Genomic DNA, 20,632 nt, shown 5'->3' with positions numbered 1-20,632 from the left:
TTATTGAAATTCGGCTAATTTCATTAATCACCAAACTTTTATTCGCTTAAAAGTATTAATTTTTTCGTATTTTTTTATAGTTCATTTTAACATCAAATAGATGTTCTGAGTTCAAAAATCAACAAAAAGAATATATGCAACAATTAATAAAAATTTCTTCTAAACTACCCTCCGTAACCCCAAGTATTTTCTCGATAATGAGCCAATTGGCTAAAAAACATAATGCTATCGATCTATCACAAGGTTTTCCAAATTTCGAAAGCGATACGCGATTGAAAGAAATGGCGATAAAAGCTATTGAAAATGGTTTTAACCAGTATGCGCCTATGGAAGGGATATTGCCATTACGAATGAGGATAGCCGAGAAAATAGCTGCTTTATATGACAAATTTTACGATTTTGATACTGAAATAACAGTAACTAATGGTGCAACAGAAGCAATTTATTCAGCTATAACGGCTTTTGTGAAAAAGGATGATGAGGTTATTGTATTTAAACCAGCCTACGACACTTATGAACCGACCATTAAACTAAATGGAGGGAAACCGGTTCAAATTCAGTTAAAAGGAGAAGATTATAGGGTTGACTGGAGCGAAGTAGCATCGGCGATCACTTCCCAAACCAAAATGATCATTATCAATACCCCACACAATCCCAGTGGAACTATTCTAGATAAATATGACATGCAACAACTGGAAAAAACGTTGAGATGCACTAAAATTATTCTCTTGAGTGATGAAGTTTACGAACACATTATTTTTGATGACAAACCTCACGAGAGTGTTTCAAGTTTTCCTGCCCTTGCTGAAAGGGCTATTGTTTGTGCTTCCTTTGGAAAGACTTTTCATAATACCGGCTGGAAAACCGGATACTGCGTGGCTCCTAAAGAATTGATGCAAGAAATAAGAAAGGTACACCAATATTGTGTTTTTTGCATCAACCATCCTCTGCAATATGCTTTTACCGAATATCTTAAGAACCCAGAACATTACCGAAATCTGGGTAATTTTTACCAGCAAAAAAGAGATCTTTTTCTTGACCTTATCCAAAATTCGAAATTTACTTTTACCCCGTCAAAAGGAACCTACTTTCAATTGTTGGGATTTGAAAATATTACCGACGAAAGGGACACGGTTTTTGCAGAAAGACTGGTAAAAGAGTTTAATATCGCGAGCATTCCGGTATCAGTCTTTAATATTGCCGAAAAAGATCAAAAAGAACTCCGCTTCTGCTTTGCAAAAACTGATGAAACTCTGGAAAAGGCAGCGAAGATCCTGTGTAGTTTATAAATGAATTTAAACATTCGCATTCAAAATCACGATTTCGTTCTCCATCCTTTAGGCGTTGTTTATTGGCCGGAAGAGGAAATCCTCCTGGTTGCCGATGTTCACCTTGGAAAGATCTCCCATTTTCGCAAATTTGGCAGTGCTGTTCCTGCAGGCGCAATTGCTCAAAATTTTAAAAAACTGGATGTAATCCGCAAGGATTTTGACCCGGAACATATTGTCTTTCTGGGCGACCTCTTTCACAGTTCGCTAAATCTTGAATGGGATATTTTTGCAGACTGGTATCATAGCATCGATAATCAGGTGCACCTGGTTGCCGGGAACCACGATATTATTTCTCCGCTTAAATATGAAATGCTGGGAATTTCCATGTTTTCAGAATTAAGAATTGGCGAATTTCGACTCACCCACCATCCTGAAGAGACCGATGGTTTTTTTAATATTTGCGGCCATGTACATCCCGGTTATAAAATGAGAGGCTTTGGCAGGCAGCTTTTAAAATTGCCCTGCTTTTATAAAAAATCCAACCAGTTAATCCTTCCTGCTTTTGGGGAATTTACAGGTAATTATTTCCTTCAGCCTGAAATAGAGCACCGTATATTTGCCATAACCGGAAAAGAAGTTATTTTAGTTAGCTAAAATCTCCTAGTATTATGGTGAAAAAATTAGCCGTTTTAAATTTTCTTTCCGTTATCCTCACTCTTTTTATTAATTATCTGGCCCAGCAACGGGTTTTTAATGCCACTACCATTGGAGAAGTAAGTGAAAAATATTCCAATTTATTTATCCCGGCAGGTTACGCGTTTAGTATTTGGATTCTTATTTATATTGGACTTTTCGCGTCCACAATTTTTATGCTCCAGCAGGCATTTTCAAAAGGTAAACATCAGGGTTTTATCAAAAAAACAAATTTTTGGTTTATCATCGCCAACGTTGGAAATTGCCTTTGGGTGCTTGCCTGGTGTTATGAATTTATAGGCATGTCCGTTATACTTATGCTATTAATTTTGATGAAACTCATCAAAATTATTCTCAATACCAGAATGGAAAAAAGGAATGCCCCGTTTCCGGTTATAGCTTTTTACTGGTGGCCCATTTGTTTATATTCGGGATGGATTTCTGTAGCGTTTATCGCCAATGTGGCCTCATGGCTTAAAGAGATTAATTGGCAGGTAATCCTCTTATCTGAAGTTAACTGGACGATCCTAATGACCTTCGCAGCTACTATCTTAAATCTTGTTATGGTTTATGCAAGAAACATGAGGGAATTTGCTTTGGTAGGAGTTTGGGCATTGATCGCCATTTTTATAAGGCATTATGATGCCCAGGAATTAATCGCCTATTCCGCATTGGCCGGAGCTATTCTCATTTTTCTGAATATTTCTTATCATGGCTTTATAAATAGAAAATCCAACCCTCTGTATAAGATAGTACATAGTAATTAACCCAAACTTTGAATTTTTCTAACTGGAAACTAGAGGCCGGATGCTGAAAACTGGAAGCTGGAAGCTGGAATTTTGAATTTTGAATTTTGAATTTTAGAAGATCGTATATAAAAGGAAGATCAGAACCTGAAACCCGAAATTTGAAACTTGAACCCATAACTTTAGGACTTTTAAACTTTTAAACATATGTTTAAACCATCGCCTTGATATCGCTGGCCCAACTAGGATAGGTAAAGATCATGCCTTTAAGGGTTTCGCAATCAAGTTTTCCGCACATGGCCATCACAAACATATTGATCATTTCACCGGCATCATCACCAACCAGGTGCGCACCTAAAACTAGGCCTCTGTCTTTATCTTTTATGGTTTTATAAGCATAGTATTTATCGTTGATTCGCTTTGCGTTAAACCATTCCGGAACATTTTTTACTTCTACATGAACATTATATCCTTTCTCTTTGGCTTCTTTTTCACTTAAACCTACGGAAGCAAGATTTGGCAGGGTAAATACCACTGAAGGTTGTGGCGGATAGTCATACTCTCTGGCTCTATCTAATTTTAAAATATTCGCTACCACAATTCTTGCTTCCTGCGATGAAAGGGGTGTAAGCGGTAAGCCTTCACTGGCAGAAACATCTCCACAAGCATACACATTTTCATTTGAAGTGCTTTGTAAATGTTCGTTAACCGTAATCCCTTTTTTGGAAAAATCTACTTTGCCTTTTTCGAGCTCCAGCTCATCAATAGCAGGAACTCTTCCGGCCGCATTTACTACTAGTTTTACTTTTACTGAAATCTCCTTCCCGTTTTGATCTGCCGTTACCCTATAATTGGTTTGCAGTTTTTCGATCCCACTTACCTTAGCGTCGTAGATAAATTTTATTCCAAGCTCTTCGGAAGCTTTTTGAAGATAGCCCACCATATCTTCATCAAAATTACTTAACATACGTGCCTTGGCATCCATTACGGTAACTTCTACTCCACACCTGGCGGCGATATGGGCGAATTCCATCCCTAAATAACCCGCGCCAATAAAGATCATGCTTTCAGGTAATTCCTTTAATTCCAGGAAATCATCACTTATGATCGCCCACTCTCTTCCGGGAATTTTCAGTTCAAGCGGTTTATTTCCGGTAGCTATTACCAGTTTATCAAATTTTACCGTTTTTCCTTCTACCGAAATTGTTTGTTTATCGATAAATTTTGGCGACTGATGGTACATTTTTATACCCAGCTTCTTAAATTTTTTCTCGGTAGAAGCGGGAACAGCATCGGTAAAGGTTTCTTTAAAGGTCATTAAATCTGCCCAGCTGAATTCCGGCATTTTAGTAATCCCCAAACCTTTAAGCTTCTCAGCACGGCTTAGAATTTCAGTAAGACCTACCAGTACTTTTTTGGGATCGCAACCGCGGTTGGCACAGGTGCCTCCAAATTCGCGATTATCGGCAATGGCCACTTTTTTTCCGGCTTCCACGCATTCAACAGCTACACTTTTTCCGGCGGTGCCAGTTCCAATAATAAACACGTCAAATTTATCGATTCCCATATTTTAGCCTTTTTCGGAAGTTAAGCAACCCCAGGCTCACCTTATGTTATGGAACTTATAAATTGAGAGAATGCTATTTTATCGTTAAATGTTGATTTCGTGTTGTGTGACTATACACTTGAAATTATATTTGCGGTAATGAGTACAAGTCTTATCGCCCAAAATTTTGCACGGTCCCCGCAACAGCAGGAATTGCAAAATACTATTGCCTCCTATCAGTCAACTCAAGATCATCAAAGGCCAAACATTCATCTTACAGGCCTTATTGGCTCGGCACTTTCTTTTGTTGTGGCCAATGCTTTCAAGGAAGCTGAGGAAGCTTTTTTGCTGATTTTTAATGATAAGGAAGAAGCTGCATATTATCTCAATGACCTGGAGCAACTCGTAGGTGAAAAGAATGTGCTTTTTTATCCCGGCAGTTATCGCCGGCCGTATCAAATTGAAGAAACCGATAACGCCAATGTGTTGCTTCGGGCTGAAGTCCTAAACCGCATTAATTCCAGAAAAAAACCAGCGGTGATCGTTACCTATCCTGAAGCGCTTTTTGAGAAAGTAGTTACCAGGAAGGAATTGGATAAAAGCACCTTGAAAATTGCCGTTGGCGATGTGCTTTCCATCGATTTTGTTAATGAAATCCTTTTTGAATATCAGTTTAAACGGGTTGATTTTGTGACGGAACCTGGTGAATTTTCGGTACGGGGCGGAATCATTGATGTGTTTTCCTTTAGCCATGATGAACCCTACCGGATTGAGTTTTTCGGGGATGATGTGGACAGTATCCGGACGTTTGATGTAGAAACCCAATTATCGACCCATAAGAAGAATAAGATTTCGGTGATGCCGAATGTTGAAAATAAGCATCTGGACGAATCCAGGGAAAGTTTTCTGAAGTACATTTCAGAAAAAACAATTGTTTTCATAAAAAATCTTGACCTGCTTGCTGCAAATGCCGATAAACTTTTTGCTAAAGCTGAAGAAGCCTTTAAAGAACTTTCCGAAGATATTAAACATAGTGCGCCCGCCGAATTGTTTTGTAACGGCAAGCTGCTGAAACAACAGTTGTTAGGTTATTTAACGGTTGAATTGAGCAACCACGCGTATTTAAGTCAATCCACTGAAAATGAGACCCTTAAACAAGTTCAGGGTGACGTTAAAAAAATTGAATTTAACACCAAACCCCAACCCTCTTTTAATAAACAGTTTGAACTGCTTATCGAAAATCTGGTTGAAAATCAACAGGCGGGATATAAAAATTTTATTTGTTGTGTAAGTGAACAGCAGGCAAAGAGGTTTCATGATATTTTTGATGACCACAATAAAGAAGTAAAATACCAGACTCCGGTATTTTCGATGTTTCAGGGGTTTATTGATGATGACTCAAAAACGGTGTGTTATACAGATCATCAAATTTTTGAGCGTTATCATAAATTCAATCTTAAGAACGGTTATGCCAAGAAACAGGCCATTACCTTAAAGGAGCTTACCAACCTCGAAATTGGCGATTATGTAACCCATATTGACCACGGAATTGGAAAGTTTGGGGGCCTTCAAAAAATTGATGTGGAAGGTAAAAAGCAGGAAGCGATCAAACTTATTTACGGTGAACGTGATATTTTGTACCTCAGTATTCATTCATTACATAAAATTTCCAAATTTAATGGTAAGGATGGTAAACCACCAAAAATCTATAAACTTGGAAGTAACGCCTGGAAGAATTTAAAGAATAAGACCAAAGCCAGGGTTAAACATATTGCCTACGACCTTATTAAATTATATGCGAAAAGAAGACTTGAAAAAGGCTTCAAATTTGATCCCGATTCTTACTTACAACATGAGCTGGAAGCTTCATTCATGTATGAGGATACACCAGATCAAAGTTCGGCTACGGAAGCTGTTAAGCGGGATATGGAAAATGAGCGGCCCATGGATCGTTTGGTTTGTGGAGATGTTGGCTTCGGGAAAACTGAAGTTGCCATACGTGCTGCTTTTAAAGCTGTAGATAATAATAAACAGGTGGCGGTGCTGGTGCCCACAACCATTCTGGCATTTCAGCATCATCAAACTTTCACTGAGCGCTTAAAAGACTTTCCGGTAAGGATAGATTACCTGAATAGATTTAGGACCGCTAAAGAAAGACGCGAAACTTTGCAGGACCTGGAAAACGGAAAAGTGGATATAATTATTGGTACCCACCAGCTGGTAAGCAAAACGGTGAAATTCAAAGATCTTGGTTTACTGGTAGTGGATGAAGAGCAGAAATTTGGCGTAGCTGTAAAGGATAAACTGAAGATGATTCGAGAAAATGTAGATACGCTTACGTTAACCGCAACGCCCATTCCGCGCACCCTTCAATTTAGCTTAATGGCTGCCAGGGATCTTTCTACTATTACTACACCACCACCAAACAGATATCCTATTGAAACGAATGTGGTCCGTTTTTCCGAAGAAATTATTAGAGATGCCGTGAACTATGAGATTCAGCGTGGCGGCCAGGTTTTCTTTATTCACAATCGTGTGGAGAACATCAAAGAAGTTGCCGGTCTTATCCAGCGCTTAGTGCCCGATGCTAAAATTGGTATTGGACATGGGCAAATGGAAGGTAAAAAACTGGAAAGACTGATGCTTAGTTTTATAAACGGTGAGTTTGATGTACTGGTTTCCACAACTATTGTGGAAAGCGGACTGGATGTTTCTGAAGCCAACACGATCTTTATCAATAATGCGAATAACTTCGGACTTTCAGATCTTCATCAAATGCGCGGCCGTGTAGGCCGGAGCAATAAAAAAGCTTTTTGCTATTTTATCACCCCGCCTTATTCTGCAATGACCGAAGATGCCCGAAAAAGAATTACCGCCCTGGAGCAATTTTCAGAATTGGGCAGCGGCTTCAATATTGCCATGAAAGACCTGGAAATTCGAGGTGCCGGAGATTTACTTGGCGGGGAACAAAGTGGTTTCATCAATGATATTGGTTTTGATACTTATCAGAAGATCCTGAATGAAGCGATTGAGGAGCTAAAAGAAAATGAATTTCGGGATCTTTATACGGAGACCGAAGACGTGGAGCATAAGAATTTCGTAAAAGATACCCAGATCGACACCGATTTTGAACTGCTCTTTCCTGATGACTATGTAAATAATATCACGGAAAGATTAAATCTTTATACCAAATTAAACGAATTAAAGTCTGAAGAGGAACTGGCAAAATTCGAGACAGAACTCAGAGATCGCTTTGGCGAATTACCCACGCAGGCAGTAGACCTTTTAAATTCAGTCAGGATCAAATGGATTGCTTCCCATTTAGGATTGGAAAGAGTAGTGATGAAAAAAGGCAAATTTGTAGGGTATTTTATAAGTGACCAAAATTCAAGATTTTATCAAACGGGCAATTTTACAAAGATCCTACAGTATGTACAAACGCATAAACATACCTGCACCATGAAGGAAAAACAAACCCGAAACGGACTTCGTTTACTGCTCACTTTTGACAGAGTTACTTCTGTAGAAAAGGCCTTAAAGATTTTAGAACCTCTGGATTTTAGGGAGAAAGAAGTAGAGGTAAGTTAGGTTTGACCCTTCCGTCAAGTTATTAGTTTTTAACCCATCCGTCAGATTTCATCTGACACCTTCCCTAATTTTTAGGGAAGGAGCTGTTTTGTGGGACTTTCAAGTTTAGCCTGAATTTGTGTTTTTTGCTTCCATCAAAATCTTACACCTTAAAGTTTAGAAATATTATTTCGATTTTCTACAAATTTTAAGTTCCCCACCTTTTTTAAGGAGGGGTGTCCGCCTTTGGCGGACGGGGTGGTCAGTTTTTAAAATTTAATTTTATCTCTTCCAGCACAAGTTCCAGATTTTCAAATACCATTTTATTTTCAAATCTTAAAACTTTAATTCCTAAGCTGTTTAGAAACTCGGTGCGAATTTTATCATAATCCTGAGCTACAGGATTAAAATGAACCTGCCCATCTAATTCAATTACCAGTCTTTCCGAAGGACAATAAAAATCTACAACATAATTTTCGATACTATGTTGTCTTCTGAATTTCCTGCCTTCCAGCTTACTATTTTGTAATTGTTTCCAAAGAAAAGCTTCTCCGGGAGTTAGAGATTTCCTTAATTTTTTACGATAGGGCTCGAGGTGCTTTTTGTTGTGTATTCTTTTCATGATTTTTTTTTAAAACCCTTCCGTTAAGTTATTAGGTTTTGACCTTTCCGTCAGATTTCATCTGACACCTTCCCTAAAAATTAGGGAAGGAGCTGTTTTTTGGTTATTTTCAAGTTTATTCTAAATTTTAATATTCTCATATTAATAGCTCCCCTCCTAAATTAGGAGGGGTGTCCGCCAAAGGCGGACGGGGTGGTAAGTTAATTTCCCGTTACCCGAATATTATCCAGATCATAGGTTGTGGTTTTATCAGGAGCTCCACCCAAATATTGAAAACCAATCCAAACTTTACCTTCCAGGCATGAAAGATCAATGGCTGACTTTTTAAATATTTCAGAATAACTTCCGGAAGGACCCAGGGGAATATTTGCATCTAAAGGCAGCCATTCCGTAGTTTTTGGATCTCCGGTGAAATTATGGGTTAGAAAGACTTTAAGAAGCAACCCATTGTCATAAGAAGATAAAATATCGAAATTGAGAACTTCATCTGATAAAATATCCAGATCAATTTTCGGGGTGACCAGCCAGGCTTCCAGAGGATTTTCTATCGTATTATATGCTGAAATTCTCAGTATTCTATTGCCATTTACCATCATGGGGGCAAATTTCTTTTCTCCGCCACTCACATTTACATTCGTAAAATCTCTGGCGTTGAGCGTGGTATTTGAAGTTACTCCATCAAAATTTTCTTCAAATAAAATGTGTGAACCTTGCATTTGATTCTCACTACATTTCAGGAATTCTGGATCACAACGTGGCCCGTTCATATCCAGTTGCGTAGGTAAGTTGACCACGATCACAAAATGCTCATCGTAAAAATCCCGGGTGAGTATGCCTTCGATGCTTCCGGAACCCGAAGGGATCAACAAAGATTTAAAATTTGAAAAAGTACTGGTGCTAAGAAAAGTAGTTTCACCGGTTTCGCAACTTTCAAGTTGCCTTTCGCCATCATAGCGATCGGCGGGATTGGACGCAAAAGAAAAAACCTGATCTTCTCTCACGAAATTCCGATCAAATTGAACGTTTTCCAGCTTAATATACATATTATTGAATTCCGAAGAAAATTCTGAAATTTTAAGTCGCAATGGTTTGATTTCCTTTACTTCAGAGCTTCTGGTTATAAAATTATCGATCAATGAATTGGGGATCGCCACAACATCTCCCCTGTTTTGAACTCCGAGTTGTAAGACTCCATTATTAAACCCCAGACTTAATCCATCTAATTTGATATAGATTTTCCTCCCAAAATCGTAGGTCTCAAAAAGCGAATTATCATCTACCAAAATTTGAATTCCGGCAGTAGGATTTTCGACTTTATCCTGAAGGATGATCTCTTTGTAGAAATTCCCGGCGGCATCACTGGAGATCACATAACCTGAAATATAAGTTTCAGTTTCTCGAAACGTATAGATTTCTTCCGTTTCAAAATTGAAATTTCCCTTTACCGAAGCGATGGTAGTTAGATTTCCTTCAAAATTATCTTCCTGAATCACAAGTTCGGGGATCGCGAAATCATCTGTTTTCACACAGGAAAACATTAGTAAAATTCCAAAAATCAGCATTAATTTCTTCATAGTCTTCAGCTTAAAATCTTAGGTAAACATTCATGAAATAAGTAGTTCCCTGGCCAAACCAGTATTTTGGTGAAAAGAGCGGCAATTCCCGGTCGCTGTCTTCTTTCAGGTTTCTGAAATTGGCATTCCTGGCCTGTTCGTAACCACCGCTTTTATAGAGCTTGTTTAAAATATTATTTAGGCTAACGAAAGTGCCCACATACTTATCTTTGATCCTCCATGATTTTCCACCAACGGCGTTCCAGAGGAAATAATCCTCAAACTGTTCCTGCTTTAATAATTTGGTGGCCATGTTTTTATCAAAATCATTAAGGGGCAATCCGTCAAAATCCTTTTGAAAATTGGTAGTCCTTGTTAGCGGATTGATATCCAGAAAACCTCTGGCGAAATAATTAATTGAAGTGCTAAACCACCAAAAATCCGGATCCCGGTATTCAACACCGAATTGCGCAGCTGTTTGTGGGCCTCCGGGTAAATGATAATTTTTGAGATATGCTTTTCCGTAATTTAAATTTTCGTCGAAATTGGCTGAGCTTATTTCCACTTCTGGATTATTGGCATAAACATATTCTCCTAATGCCAGCGCCGTTTTCAGTTTAATACTTGGGGTTATATGAGATTCCGCACCCAATTCAAGCCCATAATATTGCTTATCCATCTTGCTCAAACTCTCCTGGACAAAAGCCGTAGTATTTTCCCTATCCAGGCCAGAAAGGCCGTCAGCAAAATAATAAGACACTTCCGTGATATCCTGAATTAGGGAATAATAACCTGTGAGCCTTACATTAATTGGAGAAGACCGGTAGCGATAGCTAAGGTCCAGTGCAGAAATTTTTTCAGAATCTGGATTATTTACCAATTCGTTATTCTGCCGTGGATTGATGAAGGTATTTCTAAAACCCGGGGCTTTGGTAAAATAAGCCAGATTTGCTTCCAAATTTTGCCTCCCCGAAATTTTTAAAACGGAACCTGCTTTTAAACCGAAATTATTAAAATTAAGCTCTGCACTTTTTCTGAATGAATTTTCTGAAAATAATCCATTTCTATAGTTACCATTTCTCTGATAGCCCACTTTTTCGAAATTTCCACCAATAAAAATGTCCAGTTTATTTGAGGAATACTGTAACTGACTAAAAACCTCTGCTTCAGTAGCTGAAATATCATAATTGTATTTATACCGATCAGCCTCTTTTACAAAACGGTTTGGATTATTTAAGTCGCTTTGCGCCGCTATTCCTGAAATACTTCCATATTTATCCTGAACGAAAGAATCAATATCCAGAAATCGATCAGCGCCCAGCAAATCTTTTACCCGGGCAAAATTCTGACTTTCCAACCGGCTCAAACGAACGGAAGAATTCAGTTTTAGTGTTTCGTTAATAGTATACTCAAATATGGAATTTGCTGAAAATTGATTGTCCTTATTGACATCATTAGCCAGAACATATACCGCATCGCCGTTCCCCGTTTGGTTTGCATGGTATAATTCATTCCAATCCAATTGTCCTTTTTCCAAAATTTCATTCCTGGAACGGTAAGCAGATTCAAAATTTTGGTTGTTTTCAAATCTTAAAAAGTAGGAAGGCAATTTTTGATAATAAGATGGATCTGGATTTTCCCCACTGCCAAAGAAAGAAGTTTGTCCGTCAAAAATATTCAGGCTGGTGCCTCCGTAATCAATGCGCGAATTGGAGGTTTCACCAAATTGATACATCAGGTTGGTGTTTAGTTTCATTTGGTCTGAAATATGAAAATAATGGTTCAACTGAAAAATGGGTTCTCTAATCTCCCTTATCCTACTATTACGAATCTTTTCATTCTGGAATCCCCAGTATGGATTGTATGTTCTACCTTTTAGATCAAAAATTTCCCGGGTGAGCGCAGCAGATTTACCCCTGATATTTGGTGTATAAAGTGTGCTAAAGTTGATGCTATGATCCTCTGAAATTCTTTTTTCTCCAGAAAGAAATGCAGAATTTGCATCATAGGTAGTTCCATCGATATAAGCTCCTTCAGCAAATCTACGTCCAAGTGAAATGGCATAATACCAGCCATTTTTTTGCTCTCCGGAAGCATACGTGGCCATCACCCTTCCCGTATAACTTCGATTAGAACCGGAAAATGAAATCCGGCCACCTTTTTGATATTTTGACGCGCGCATAATAATATTTGTTGTGCCACCCAAACCTCCAAATTGTTCATCTAAGGCGGAAATTCCATTCGTAAAAACCTGATTACGCTGCATATCATTTAAACCACCCCAATTGCTCCATTGCGGCCTGCCATCATAGAACTTATTCATTTCCATACCATTTATCATGATTTTGGCATATTCTGAACCTAAACCTTTTGGCCTAAAAAATGTCTGGCTAAAGTCAAATGCCGCCGCGTTTAGAAAGACATCCCGGCTGGATTGAAGAATGCCGGAGATATTATCAAATTCACTTTCTTCGGAAAGTAATTCGGCATCGGAGAGGCTAATCGTGGCCAGTTGATTTTGTTCAAAAGAAAGATCTGGTTGCAGTAAGATTTCTCCAAGATCCTTAGTTGCTGTTATCGATAAGGCTAAGCGCTTCAATAGATATCCAGGCTTATAGATCCTAAGAATTATTTGAGAATCCTCCATAAAAGACATCACCAAAGAAAATTCTCCATTTTCATCTGAATATGTTTCTAAACTTTTATTTTCAATTGAAACTTTTACCTGTGGTAAGGGCACTTCAGTAAAGTTGTCTACAAATCTACCCGAGAGGGTCATTTGCTGGCTGCTCATCATCATACAACAAGGCATAATAACGATGGCCATAATAAGCTTTATGTTCATTAATTTCCCAAAAAAAAATTGAATTATTGATTAATATAAATATATAATAAACTTAATTTCAGTACTTTAATTTTATAAATAAATTATAATTCATTTGAAAAAGAACAATTTCAGATTTCTAATAAAATCACTGTTAGGGCTATATTTTATTGGTAGTTTTCCATTATTGGCTCAGGAAAAAAAAGATTACGAAATCTCAACCATCGCATTTTATAATGTGGAAAATCTCTTTGATACGGTAGATAATCCTGAAACTTTTGATGATGACAGATCGGCGACCGGGAAAGATGTTTGGGATGAAAGAAAATATCAGCTAAAAATTGAATATATAAGCAGAGTACTTTCTGAAATTGGAACAGATGTGCACCCTGATCCCCCAACGATTATCGGACTTTGTGAAATTGAAAATTTACAGGTGTTAGAAGATCTGGTCAATCATCCTAATCTGAAAAATTACAATTATAGGATCGTGCACTTTGATTCACCCGATGAGCGGGGAATAGATGTGGCCCTGCTCTACCGTTTGCAAAATTTCACCCCTTTAAATATTCAAAAGCGCAAACTGCTTATTTATGAAAAAGATGATCCTTCAAAAAGGGATTATACCCGGGACCAATTAGTGGTTACCGGATTGTTGAATAATGAGGAAATAAGTTTTATCGTTAATCACTGGCCTTCTCGCGGAGGCGGTGAAGCTAAGAGTGCCTATAAAAGGGAAAAGGCAGCGTATTTGAATAAAAGAATTATCGATTCCATTTTAAAAGTTAGTCCGCTGGCGAAAATTATTTCTATGGGCGATTTTAACGATGACCCAACGAATAAAAGTTTTAAAAAGGTACTGGGTACGATTGGGGAAAAGTCTGCTGATTCCATTATCACTTTATATAATCCCATGGAAAAAATGCTGAAAAATGGAAAAGGCTCTCTCGCTTATCGCGATTCCTGGAATTTATTCGATCAGTTTTTTATGACTTCAACCCTGGTCAATCAGGCGGGGAATGGTTACCAGTTTTACCAGGCCGGCATTTTTAACAAACCTTACTTAATTACACAAAACGGGCAGTTTAGGGGTTATCCTTTTAGAACCTATGGTTATGCCGGTTATGAAGGGGGTTACAGCGACCATTTCCCCGTTTATATGTATTTGATAAGAAAGGCCCCCTCTAACTCCCCCTAAGGGGGAGGATCTTATTTACTCCCCTCCCTATGGGAAGGGTTGGGGATGGGCTTTTCCCTACCCATTAGTAGAAATTAGAGGGTTTTAAAACCAAGCGTTCCAGGGAATTCTGGTTAGTACCACTACTAAAGCAAACCCGTAAAAAATCGCGAGGATTTTAAATTTTGGTCGGCTGGTTAGTTTCTTTTTATGTTTGGAATAGCCAATGGTGATTAAAGTAACTGCAATGATCATCATTAAAGGATGTTCCACATTATACAATCTTAAGACCGAATCTCCCATCACCCCGCCCACACCTTCCGTAGACCAAGCTTTAAAATAGGGTGAGGTAAAGTATAACGCGATCCCTATAAGTAATTGGATATGCGATACGATAAGCGTAAACAGGGCAATTCGGAAATTCATCGCACCATATTCCCTATCTGCAGCATAACCAATAATGGCATTAAAAGCTGCTATCAAAAGGATAAGCAACACTAAATATGCCCAGTAAGAATGTATAAATTGAATGGTTTCGTACATGATATAAAATTTTAAACTAAAATACTAAAAGCATTTGGGATTAGTCCCAGGTATTTTCAGCGGCTGTACCGCCCCAAATTAAGGTCGCTAAATATGGATTATCGATAAAAGGATTACGGTTTCCCTGTGCACCTGAAATCACTTCATTACGCTGCATCTCAAATGCTGAAACCGGATCTTCCCTATTCCATTTCAAAAACAGGGAAAGATTCCCCACATCTTCAAATTCTTCCCCGTAGCGAAGGTTTACATACATGACCATTCTGGCTACATCGCCTCTCCAGTCATCTCCCGGAAACCATTTATTTCCTTCCACAAGTTTATATGTTCCAGTTCCATCTGTAAAAGGGAAATTTAACCTTTCAGAATTAATATTTACATCAGCCACACGCATATGGTGAATATCATTTTTTGCTTCCTGAGTGGATAACAGTGACTGCGGATAAATATGTTCTGTATTATAGCTTTCACCATCATCAAGATCCCCAAGCTGATATTCGTCATCTGGTCTCACTTCTCCGGAATACATTAAAACTACTTTTGTAGGATCAGTTAAAGAAGCATCGGCATCATATAGATAATCATGACGATCTGTATATTCCAATCGGTTTACATGTTTTTCTGTGGTAAAATCTGAAAGGGTCTGGTAAAGAAGGTCAGGATCTGCAGTAAAAATTGCTGTAGCGTAATAAGCATCAAGTGCTGCCGAAATATTAAAAGCAATGGTTTCAACAATATTAATGGTCACCGTTCCCGTTACGCAGGTAGCTGTGGCATCGTCATCACATAAACTATAAGTAAAGGTATCGATTCCCGTAAATCCTGCGGAAGCTTCATAAGTGACGCTACCGTCCTCATTTAAAGTAAGCTTCCCTGAAGCAGAAGTATCATCTATAGAGGTGATCTTTGCATCATCAATTACCGCATCATTATTCAGAAGATTATTTAATGAAATCGCACCGCTGCCTTTGGCAATGACTACAGAATCGTCTTCAGCAACCGGAGAACCCGTATCAATTACATTAATAGTAATGCTAGCGGTGGAACAATTTGGGGTTTCATCATCATCACAAATGGTATAGGTAAAGCTATCCTGCCCGTCAAAACCTGTGGCGGGAACATAAGATATACTACCATCGTTTTCTAAAGTTATAGTTCCTGAAGCACCTTCTGTATTAATTTCAGAAACTGCAGCGTTATCCCTTAATTCATCATTTGAAAGGTAATTATTTATCGAAAAGGCTTTGTCTTCCTGGGTTTCATAAGTATCATTGGTGGCAACAGGATCACCTGCATCCCCCACACTTATGGTAACTGTAGCCGTATCACATCTTTCAGCATCAAGTGGAACGCAAAGCGTATAGGAGAAAGTATCATCTCCCATAAAGTCGGCAGGTGGTGTATAGGTATAAGTACCATCTCGATTATCTACCAGACTCCCTCCCTGGGCTGATGTTGCTACTATGGAAGAAATCCTTGCGTTATCCACCGCAGTATCATTACTTAATAATCCTGAAATATTAATGATCAAATCCTCATTTTGGGTAGCATTAAGTTTATCATCTACAGCAACTGGCTGTTGTTTTTCAGAAGGTGCTGGTTCTGGAGTTCCTGTATCATCGGAACTACATCCAAAAATAATAAAAGCACTGAACAGGTAAAATATTTTCTTCATGATCGTTTTTCTAGGGATTACAAATATCTTTAAAATCAAAGAATTAAAAAACCTCTTAACCGAAATCATGGCTAAGAGGTTTTTATTATTATATGGTATAAAATATATTCCTACTCATTAAGAATCCATTCCCCACCAGTTTTAATCACACTTAATTCCATATCTACCACAGATCCATTATAAGCTGCAAAAGTCACAACATACTTTTGACCTTCCTGAGCAGATGGATCTAAATTATCAAGGACCACGTTTACAGCCTCTAATAACATATCTGGATTCCAGTAGTTTCCTGATGATGATCTAACATCAAAACTTCCAAACTGACCAACATTTCCGGCCGGACCAGGATAAACATCGGCAAAAGTGCTGGATACTAATGAATAATCGCCACCAAGGAATCTATATCGAATTGTATTATCTGGAACGAACATTCCATTATCATAACCGAATTTCAAAGATTCAGTTCTTACGGTTGGAACCAGTTCAAAATTCCCATCGGTATATACGAAGTTAGCATAATTTGTTACCGTAGCGCTTCCGTTATAAAACTTATAAGCTACCGGAATAAGATCTCCCTCTTCAGCATATGGAAACTGATTGCTTAAATAAATCCCAATTAAACGTGCGGCTTCATCTTCATCATCAAAATTTCCAAAACGCTGACCAAATTCTTCCTGGTAACTATTAGCTGGTAAAATGAATGGCTCCTGAAAATCACCATCTACTTTAGCAAAAACCGTAGTTTCTTCAATTGTAGAAATAGAAACTGAATCATCTATTACATAAATTCCTTCAGAAAGTACTACAGATCTAATGAATGTTGTAACAGATCCATTATACACGGCGAAGCTTACATCAAATTGAGCTCCTTCAGCAGCTGAAGGGAAATTCTCTATTAATATTGCTCCAATAGCTTCAATTAGCATATCCTCGCTCCAGTAATTGGCGCTGCTTTCCCTTACATCAAAGCTGTTAAACTGATCTGCATTTGCAGCAGGCCCGGGATATTCATCAGCGAATTCATCCCCAATAAAATCAAAATCATCATTATCTAAAGTATATGCAGTACCACCAACAGCCACATAAGTGTTACCATCAAATTTCACGGTCATTACTTCTGAACCTGAGCTACCATCATAGATATCGTAAGTGACAGTATAAAGCTGACCTTCCACATCGTCAAACTGATCTGAAAGCACCACATTAAGAGCTTCCAGGATCATATCATTTGTCCAGTAAGCATCTCTTTCTTCTCTTCTTTCGAAATTGCCATATTGAGCTGCACTTGAAGCAGGAGCAGGATAGGTTGCAGACAATTCTTCACCAATTAGATCGAAATCTGCATCAGATAAAGTATACTCAATTTCGGTTGCAACGATGTTATAAGTAGCTCTTACATATGCACCATTTGCAGCAGTTTCAAATTTATCCGTTAGGAAATCGGCAACGCCATCAAGATCTGAGAAGTAGTCTCCGTCAAATCCACCTGCTGCATAATCTGCAGAGGTTACCATATAATCTTCAACAGTTAAAGGATCATATATAGCATAAGAAACATTTATTGATGAACCTGCACCGTAGGTAGGGTAAAGATCGGCCAGTAAAGAAGGTATTAAAGTTCTCGCTTCTTCCTGTGAGCCAAAGTTTGGGAAATTTAGTCCAAGATCATCATAATCATCTTCAGTAAGGGTATAATCAATATTCCCAACTGCCAACTCATTGTCCAGCTCTGCGTTTATTTCGTCCTGCACGTCTTCTAATGGCTCACAAGCTGTGAAAACCAGGGCGAAAAGAGCTAATATTAATAAGTACGTCTTTTTCATTATTTATTCTTTAGAAATTAATTTTTGTTCCAACAGTATAAGTGCGACCAAAACCGTACCATACACTGGATTCTCTTGCTACAGATCCACCACGGGCATCAGCAACATATTCAGTATCCAAAAGGTTAAATACATTCGCATTTAACTGAGCATTAAATGGCCCAAATTCAAACTTATGAGTTAATCCAACATCAATCACTCCGTAATCTGGAACTTCCCATGGATCAGGTAAACCCTGCTCATCTCTTTCAGTTGGTTCGAAGTTCGCATATAATCTATCAAAATAGGTGAAATCTGCTCTTAAGAACGTTCCGGGAAGCGCTTCAAAGTCTGCTCCCAAAGCCATCGTAGTTTGTGCAGAGTTTCCAACGGGTACGTCTTTTATAAAGATATTGATTGGATCGTCTTCATTCACAATATTTTGTCCTTCATCAAAGATGAAAACATTTGTCACATCTTCCTTCCATCTCCAGTCTCCAAATGAAGCCATACCAGAAAGCTCAAGTCTTTCGAATGGTCTATAGTTGAAGTCCAGTTCAACACCCTGGTGAAGTGCATCGATACCTAAGATATTTGCGAAGAATTGTGCTCCATCCTGACCATCAAAAGGAACTACAAAACTCCTATCCTGCCAAAGTGTTCTATATACGTTAAGATTCAGGCGAAGGTTTGGAAGACGAAATCCGTAACCAAGTTCTGCACTAAAAATCTTTTGGTTTTCAGCTTTATCGTTAATATCATTCTGGAAGTTTTGGAAAACTACATCAAAAAATGGAGCCTTTTCAAAATAGCCAATATTAGCGAATACGTTATGCTTATCTGTTAAGTTATAGTTAGCTCCCCCTTTTGCAGAATACCCAAAGAAATTTTGGAAATCTGTTTCCTGTGCAGGATCGCTATCCAGATAGTTGAAATAATCGATTCTCTTATAAGAAGTATTAGAAGCAGCAAGCGCAAGGAAAGCTGAAAGATCATTTTTAGCATATTCAAATTGACCAAATATACCTTCCCAAAGTACGATCCCATCATTCCAGTAACTGAATTTATCTCCAGCCTTTGCAAGATTTAAGGGTTCGTTCTCATTACTATCGTCGAGGAAATACTGACCGCCCAAAAGATCTTTGATCTCTCTAAAGTGTTTTCCTTTGTAGTATCTTAAGTCAACCCCACCCTGAAATTCAATATCCTCGGTAATTTCTGTCGTTAGGTTAGAAATAAGTCCGTACCAGTTATGATCGTTTCTTGAATTATAAAGAATTGTATTAGAACCATCAGCTCCATTTGCCACATTTTCAGCAACAACAAGGTCAAGATTTAGTGGTTCGTAAGGTGCAGCTCTAAAAGGTGAGTTTACACTTCTAAGATCCCCACCAGTGAATCCACCACCACCACCTGTCCCGAAGGAAACATATGCAGCAGTTGCCAAAGTTGTCTGGTCTGAGATTGTCCAGTAATGGTTCAGTGAAATTTGAGGTTTGTGATAGAAGTTATCCTGTACATTAACAACCTCTCCATTTTTATAACCCCAGTCACCATTGAATTTAATCCCACGGTCACTTCTTTCATAATCTTCAAGAGAATAAAGAGTTTCTCTTTGACCATGTCTTTGTGGCGCACCAAAAGCAGTTAAAGAAAGTTGGTGATCTTCATTAATTTCCTTAGCGATATTCACAAAATAGTTATAACCTTCAAACTGAAGTCCATCAACGAAACGTTCTCCGGTAGTTTTCGCTGCAGAAACCGTGGCGGCCCATCCGTTTTCAGTTTTTCCTGTAGATACGGTAGCTCCAAATTTCATCAATCCGTCGTTACCAGTCATCGCCATAACGCTACCACCTTTTTCCATATCGGTAGTTCTGGTAACCACGTTTACAGTACCCCCAATAGATGGTACGGCAACTTTAGAAGCACCGAGACCTCTTTGTACCTGCATGGTTCGGGTCACATCTGAAAGACCAGCCCAGTTACTCCAGTAAACACGACCATTTTCCATGTCGTTTACAGGAACACCGTTGATCATCACTGCAATATTTTCTGAGTTAAATCCACGCATTCTTAATTCTGCATCTCCAAAGCCCCCTCCAGATTTAGTGGCATAAATACCAGGAGTGGTTTTCAGGATTTCAGGGAATTCCTGGTTTCCTAATTTAGCTTCAATTTCTGCAGCTTTAATCGTAGAAACCGCCACCGGTGTTTTACGATCGATAGCAAGGTTGAAACTAGTTACTACAATTTCATCAAGGGCATCAGCATCAGTAGCCATACTAATGTTTCCTAAATCCTGTGTTGCACCATTGGACACTGAATACTTCACAGTTTTGGTTTCAAAACCAACGAAACTAATTTCAATAGTTCCGGTAGCATTGGTCACATTCAATGTAAACTTACCGTCAAAATTGGTAGTAGTTCCATTGCTGGTTCCTAAAACCATGACGTTAGCACCTGGTAACGGCCCGTTCATTTCAGAATCGATTACTGTACCGGTAACAGTTCCTTGAGCAAAAATAGTAGCTGATGTTAGTACCATCGCTAATAGTAATAATTTCCTCATTTTTTAAGTTTGTTTTTGATTATAATTTCAGTTGGCAAAAG

At 38.4% G+C, this 20,632-nt stretch carries 13 protein-coding genes; 5 read left to right on the top strand and 8 right to left on the bottom strand.

The window, feature by feature from the left end; all coding sequences use genetic code 11:
* The first annotated feature begins 134 nt into the window (after positions 1–134).
* The 3 genes from DHD80_RS03905 to DHD80_RS03895 are packed head-to-tail and all read left to right on the top strand — an operon-like array spanning position 135 to position 2,731.
* On the top strand, positions 135–1,289 hold the full coding sequence (locus DHD80_RS03905) for a methionine aminotransferase (protein ID WP_251739775.1): 1,155 nt from the start codon (positions 135–137) through the stop codon (positions 1,287–1,289).
* Positions 1,290–1,925: a ligase-associated DNA damage response endonuclease PdeM gene (pdeM, locus tag DHD80_RS03900; protein ID WP_251739773.1), complete on the top strand. Its 636-nt coding sequence runs from the start codon at positions 1,290–1,292 to the stop codon at positions 1,923–1,925.
* Between the two features lie 14 nt (positions 1,926–1,939).
* Positions 1,940–2,731 carry a tryptophan-rich sensory protein gene (locus DHD80_RS03895; protein ID WP_251739771.1) on the top strand — a complete coding sequence of 264 codons (792 nt, stop codon included), beginning with the start codon at positions 1,940–1,942 and terminating at the stop codon, positions 2,729–2,731.
* Positions 2,732–2,921: 190 nt separating this feature from the next.
* Here the strand turns inward: DHD80_RS03895 and DHD80_RS03890 are convergent, their stop codons facing one another.
* On the bottom strand, positions 2,922–4,277 hold the full coding sequence (locus tag DHD80_RS03890; RefSeq protein WP_251739770.1) for an NAD(P)/FAD-dependent oxidoreductase: 1,356 nt from the start codon (positions 4,275–4,277) through the stop codon (positions 2,922–2,924).
* A 138-nt stretch (positions 4,278–4,415) separates the two neighbouring features.
* On the opposite strand from DHD80_RS03890, the gene mfd reads away from it, so the two are divergent.
* Positions 4,416–7,844 (top strand): transcription-repair coupling factor, encoded by a 3,429-nt coding sequence (gene mfd / locus DHD80_RS03885; protein WP_251739767.1) that lies wholly within the window; start codon positions 4,416–4,418, stop codon positions 7,842–7,844.
* 241 nt (positions 7,845–8,085) lie between these two features.
* Here the strand turns inward: mfd and DHD80_RS03880 are convergent, their stop codons facing one another.
* The 3 genes from DHD80_RS03880 to DHD80_RS03870 all read right to left on the bottom strand — a co-directional run bounded on the left by DHD80_RS03880 (position 8,086) and on the right by DHD80_RS03870 (position 12,843).
* The gene (locus DHD80_RS03880) at positions 8,086–8,445 is read right to left on the bottom strand and encodes an endonuclease domain-containing protein (protein WP_251739766.1); all 360 of its coding nucleotides are present in this window, start codon (positions 8,443–8,445) and stop codon (positions 8,086–8,088) included.
* Positions 8,446–8,645: 200 nt separating this feature from the next.
* Positions 8,646–10,019, bottom strand: a complete 1,374-nt coding sequence (locus DHD80_RS03875; protein ID WP_251739765.1) for a DUF5689 domain-containing protein — start codon at positions 10,017–10,019, stop codon at positions 8,646–8,648.
* A 10-nt stretch (positions 10,020–10,029) separates the two neighbouring features.
* A complete protein-coding gene (locus DHD80_RS03870; protein WP_251739763.1) occupies positions 10,030–12,843 on the bottom strand; it encodes a TonB-dependent receptor in 2,814 nt (937 codons plus the stop codon).
* A gap of 94 nt (positions 12,844–12,937) precedes the next feature.
* Between DHD80_RS03870 and DHD80_RS03865 the strand changes: the two genes are divergently transcribed.
* The gene (locus DHD80_RS03865) at positions 12,938–14,020 is read left to right on the top strand and encodes an endonuclease/exonuclease/phosphatase family protein (RefSeq protein ID WP_251739761.1); all 1,083 of its coding nucleotides are present in this window, start codon (positions 12,938–12,940) and stop codon (positions 14,018–14,020) included.
* A gap of 84 nt (positions 14,021–14,104) precedes the next feature.
* On the opposite strand, the gene DHD80_RS03860 is transcribed toward DHD80_RS03865, so the two are convergent.
* From DHD80_RS03860 to DHD80_RS03845, 4 genes are all read right to left on the bottom strand, one after another.
* Positions 14,105–14,542, bottom strand: a complete 438-nt coding sequence (locus DHD80_RS03860) for a hypothetical protein (RefSeq protein ID WP_251739759.1) — start codon at positions 14,540–14,542, stop codon at positions 14,105–14,107.
* Positions 14,543–14,582: 40 nt separating this feature from the next.
* Positions 14,583–16,217: an Ig-like domain-containing protein gene (locus DHD80_RS03855; protein ID WP_251739757.1), complete on the bottom strand. Its 1,635-nt coding sequence runs from the start codon at positions 16,215–16,217 to the stop codon at positions 14,583–14,585.
* A gap of 110 nt (positions 16,218–16,327) precedes the next feature.
* A complete protein-coding gene (locus DHD80_RS03850) occupies positions 16,328–18,040 on the bottom strand; it encodes a hypothetical protein (protein ID WP_251739755.1) in 1,713 nt (570 codons plus the stop codon).
* Between the two features lie 10 nt (positions 18,041–18,050).
* A complete protein-coding gene (locus tag DHD80_RS03845) occupies positions 18,051–20,591 on the bottom strand; it encodes a TonB-dependent receptor (RefSeq protein WP_251739753.1) in 2,541 nt (846 codons plus the stop codon).
* Positions 20,592–20,632 lie beyond the last annotated feature (41 nt).

Origin of the sequence: Gramella sp. AN32 (genome assembly GCF_023718305.1) — a bacterium.
Classification (GTDB): domain Bacteria; phylum Bacteroidota; class Bacteroidia; order Flavobacteriales; family Flavobacteriaceae; genus Christiangramia; species Christiangramia antarctica.
The sequence above is the reverse complement of the archived record's forward strand: the minus strand, read 5'-3'. Positions and strand labels throughout refer to the sequence as shown.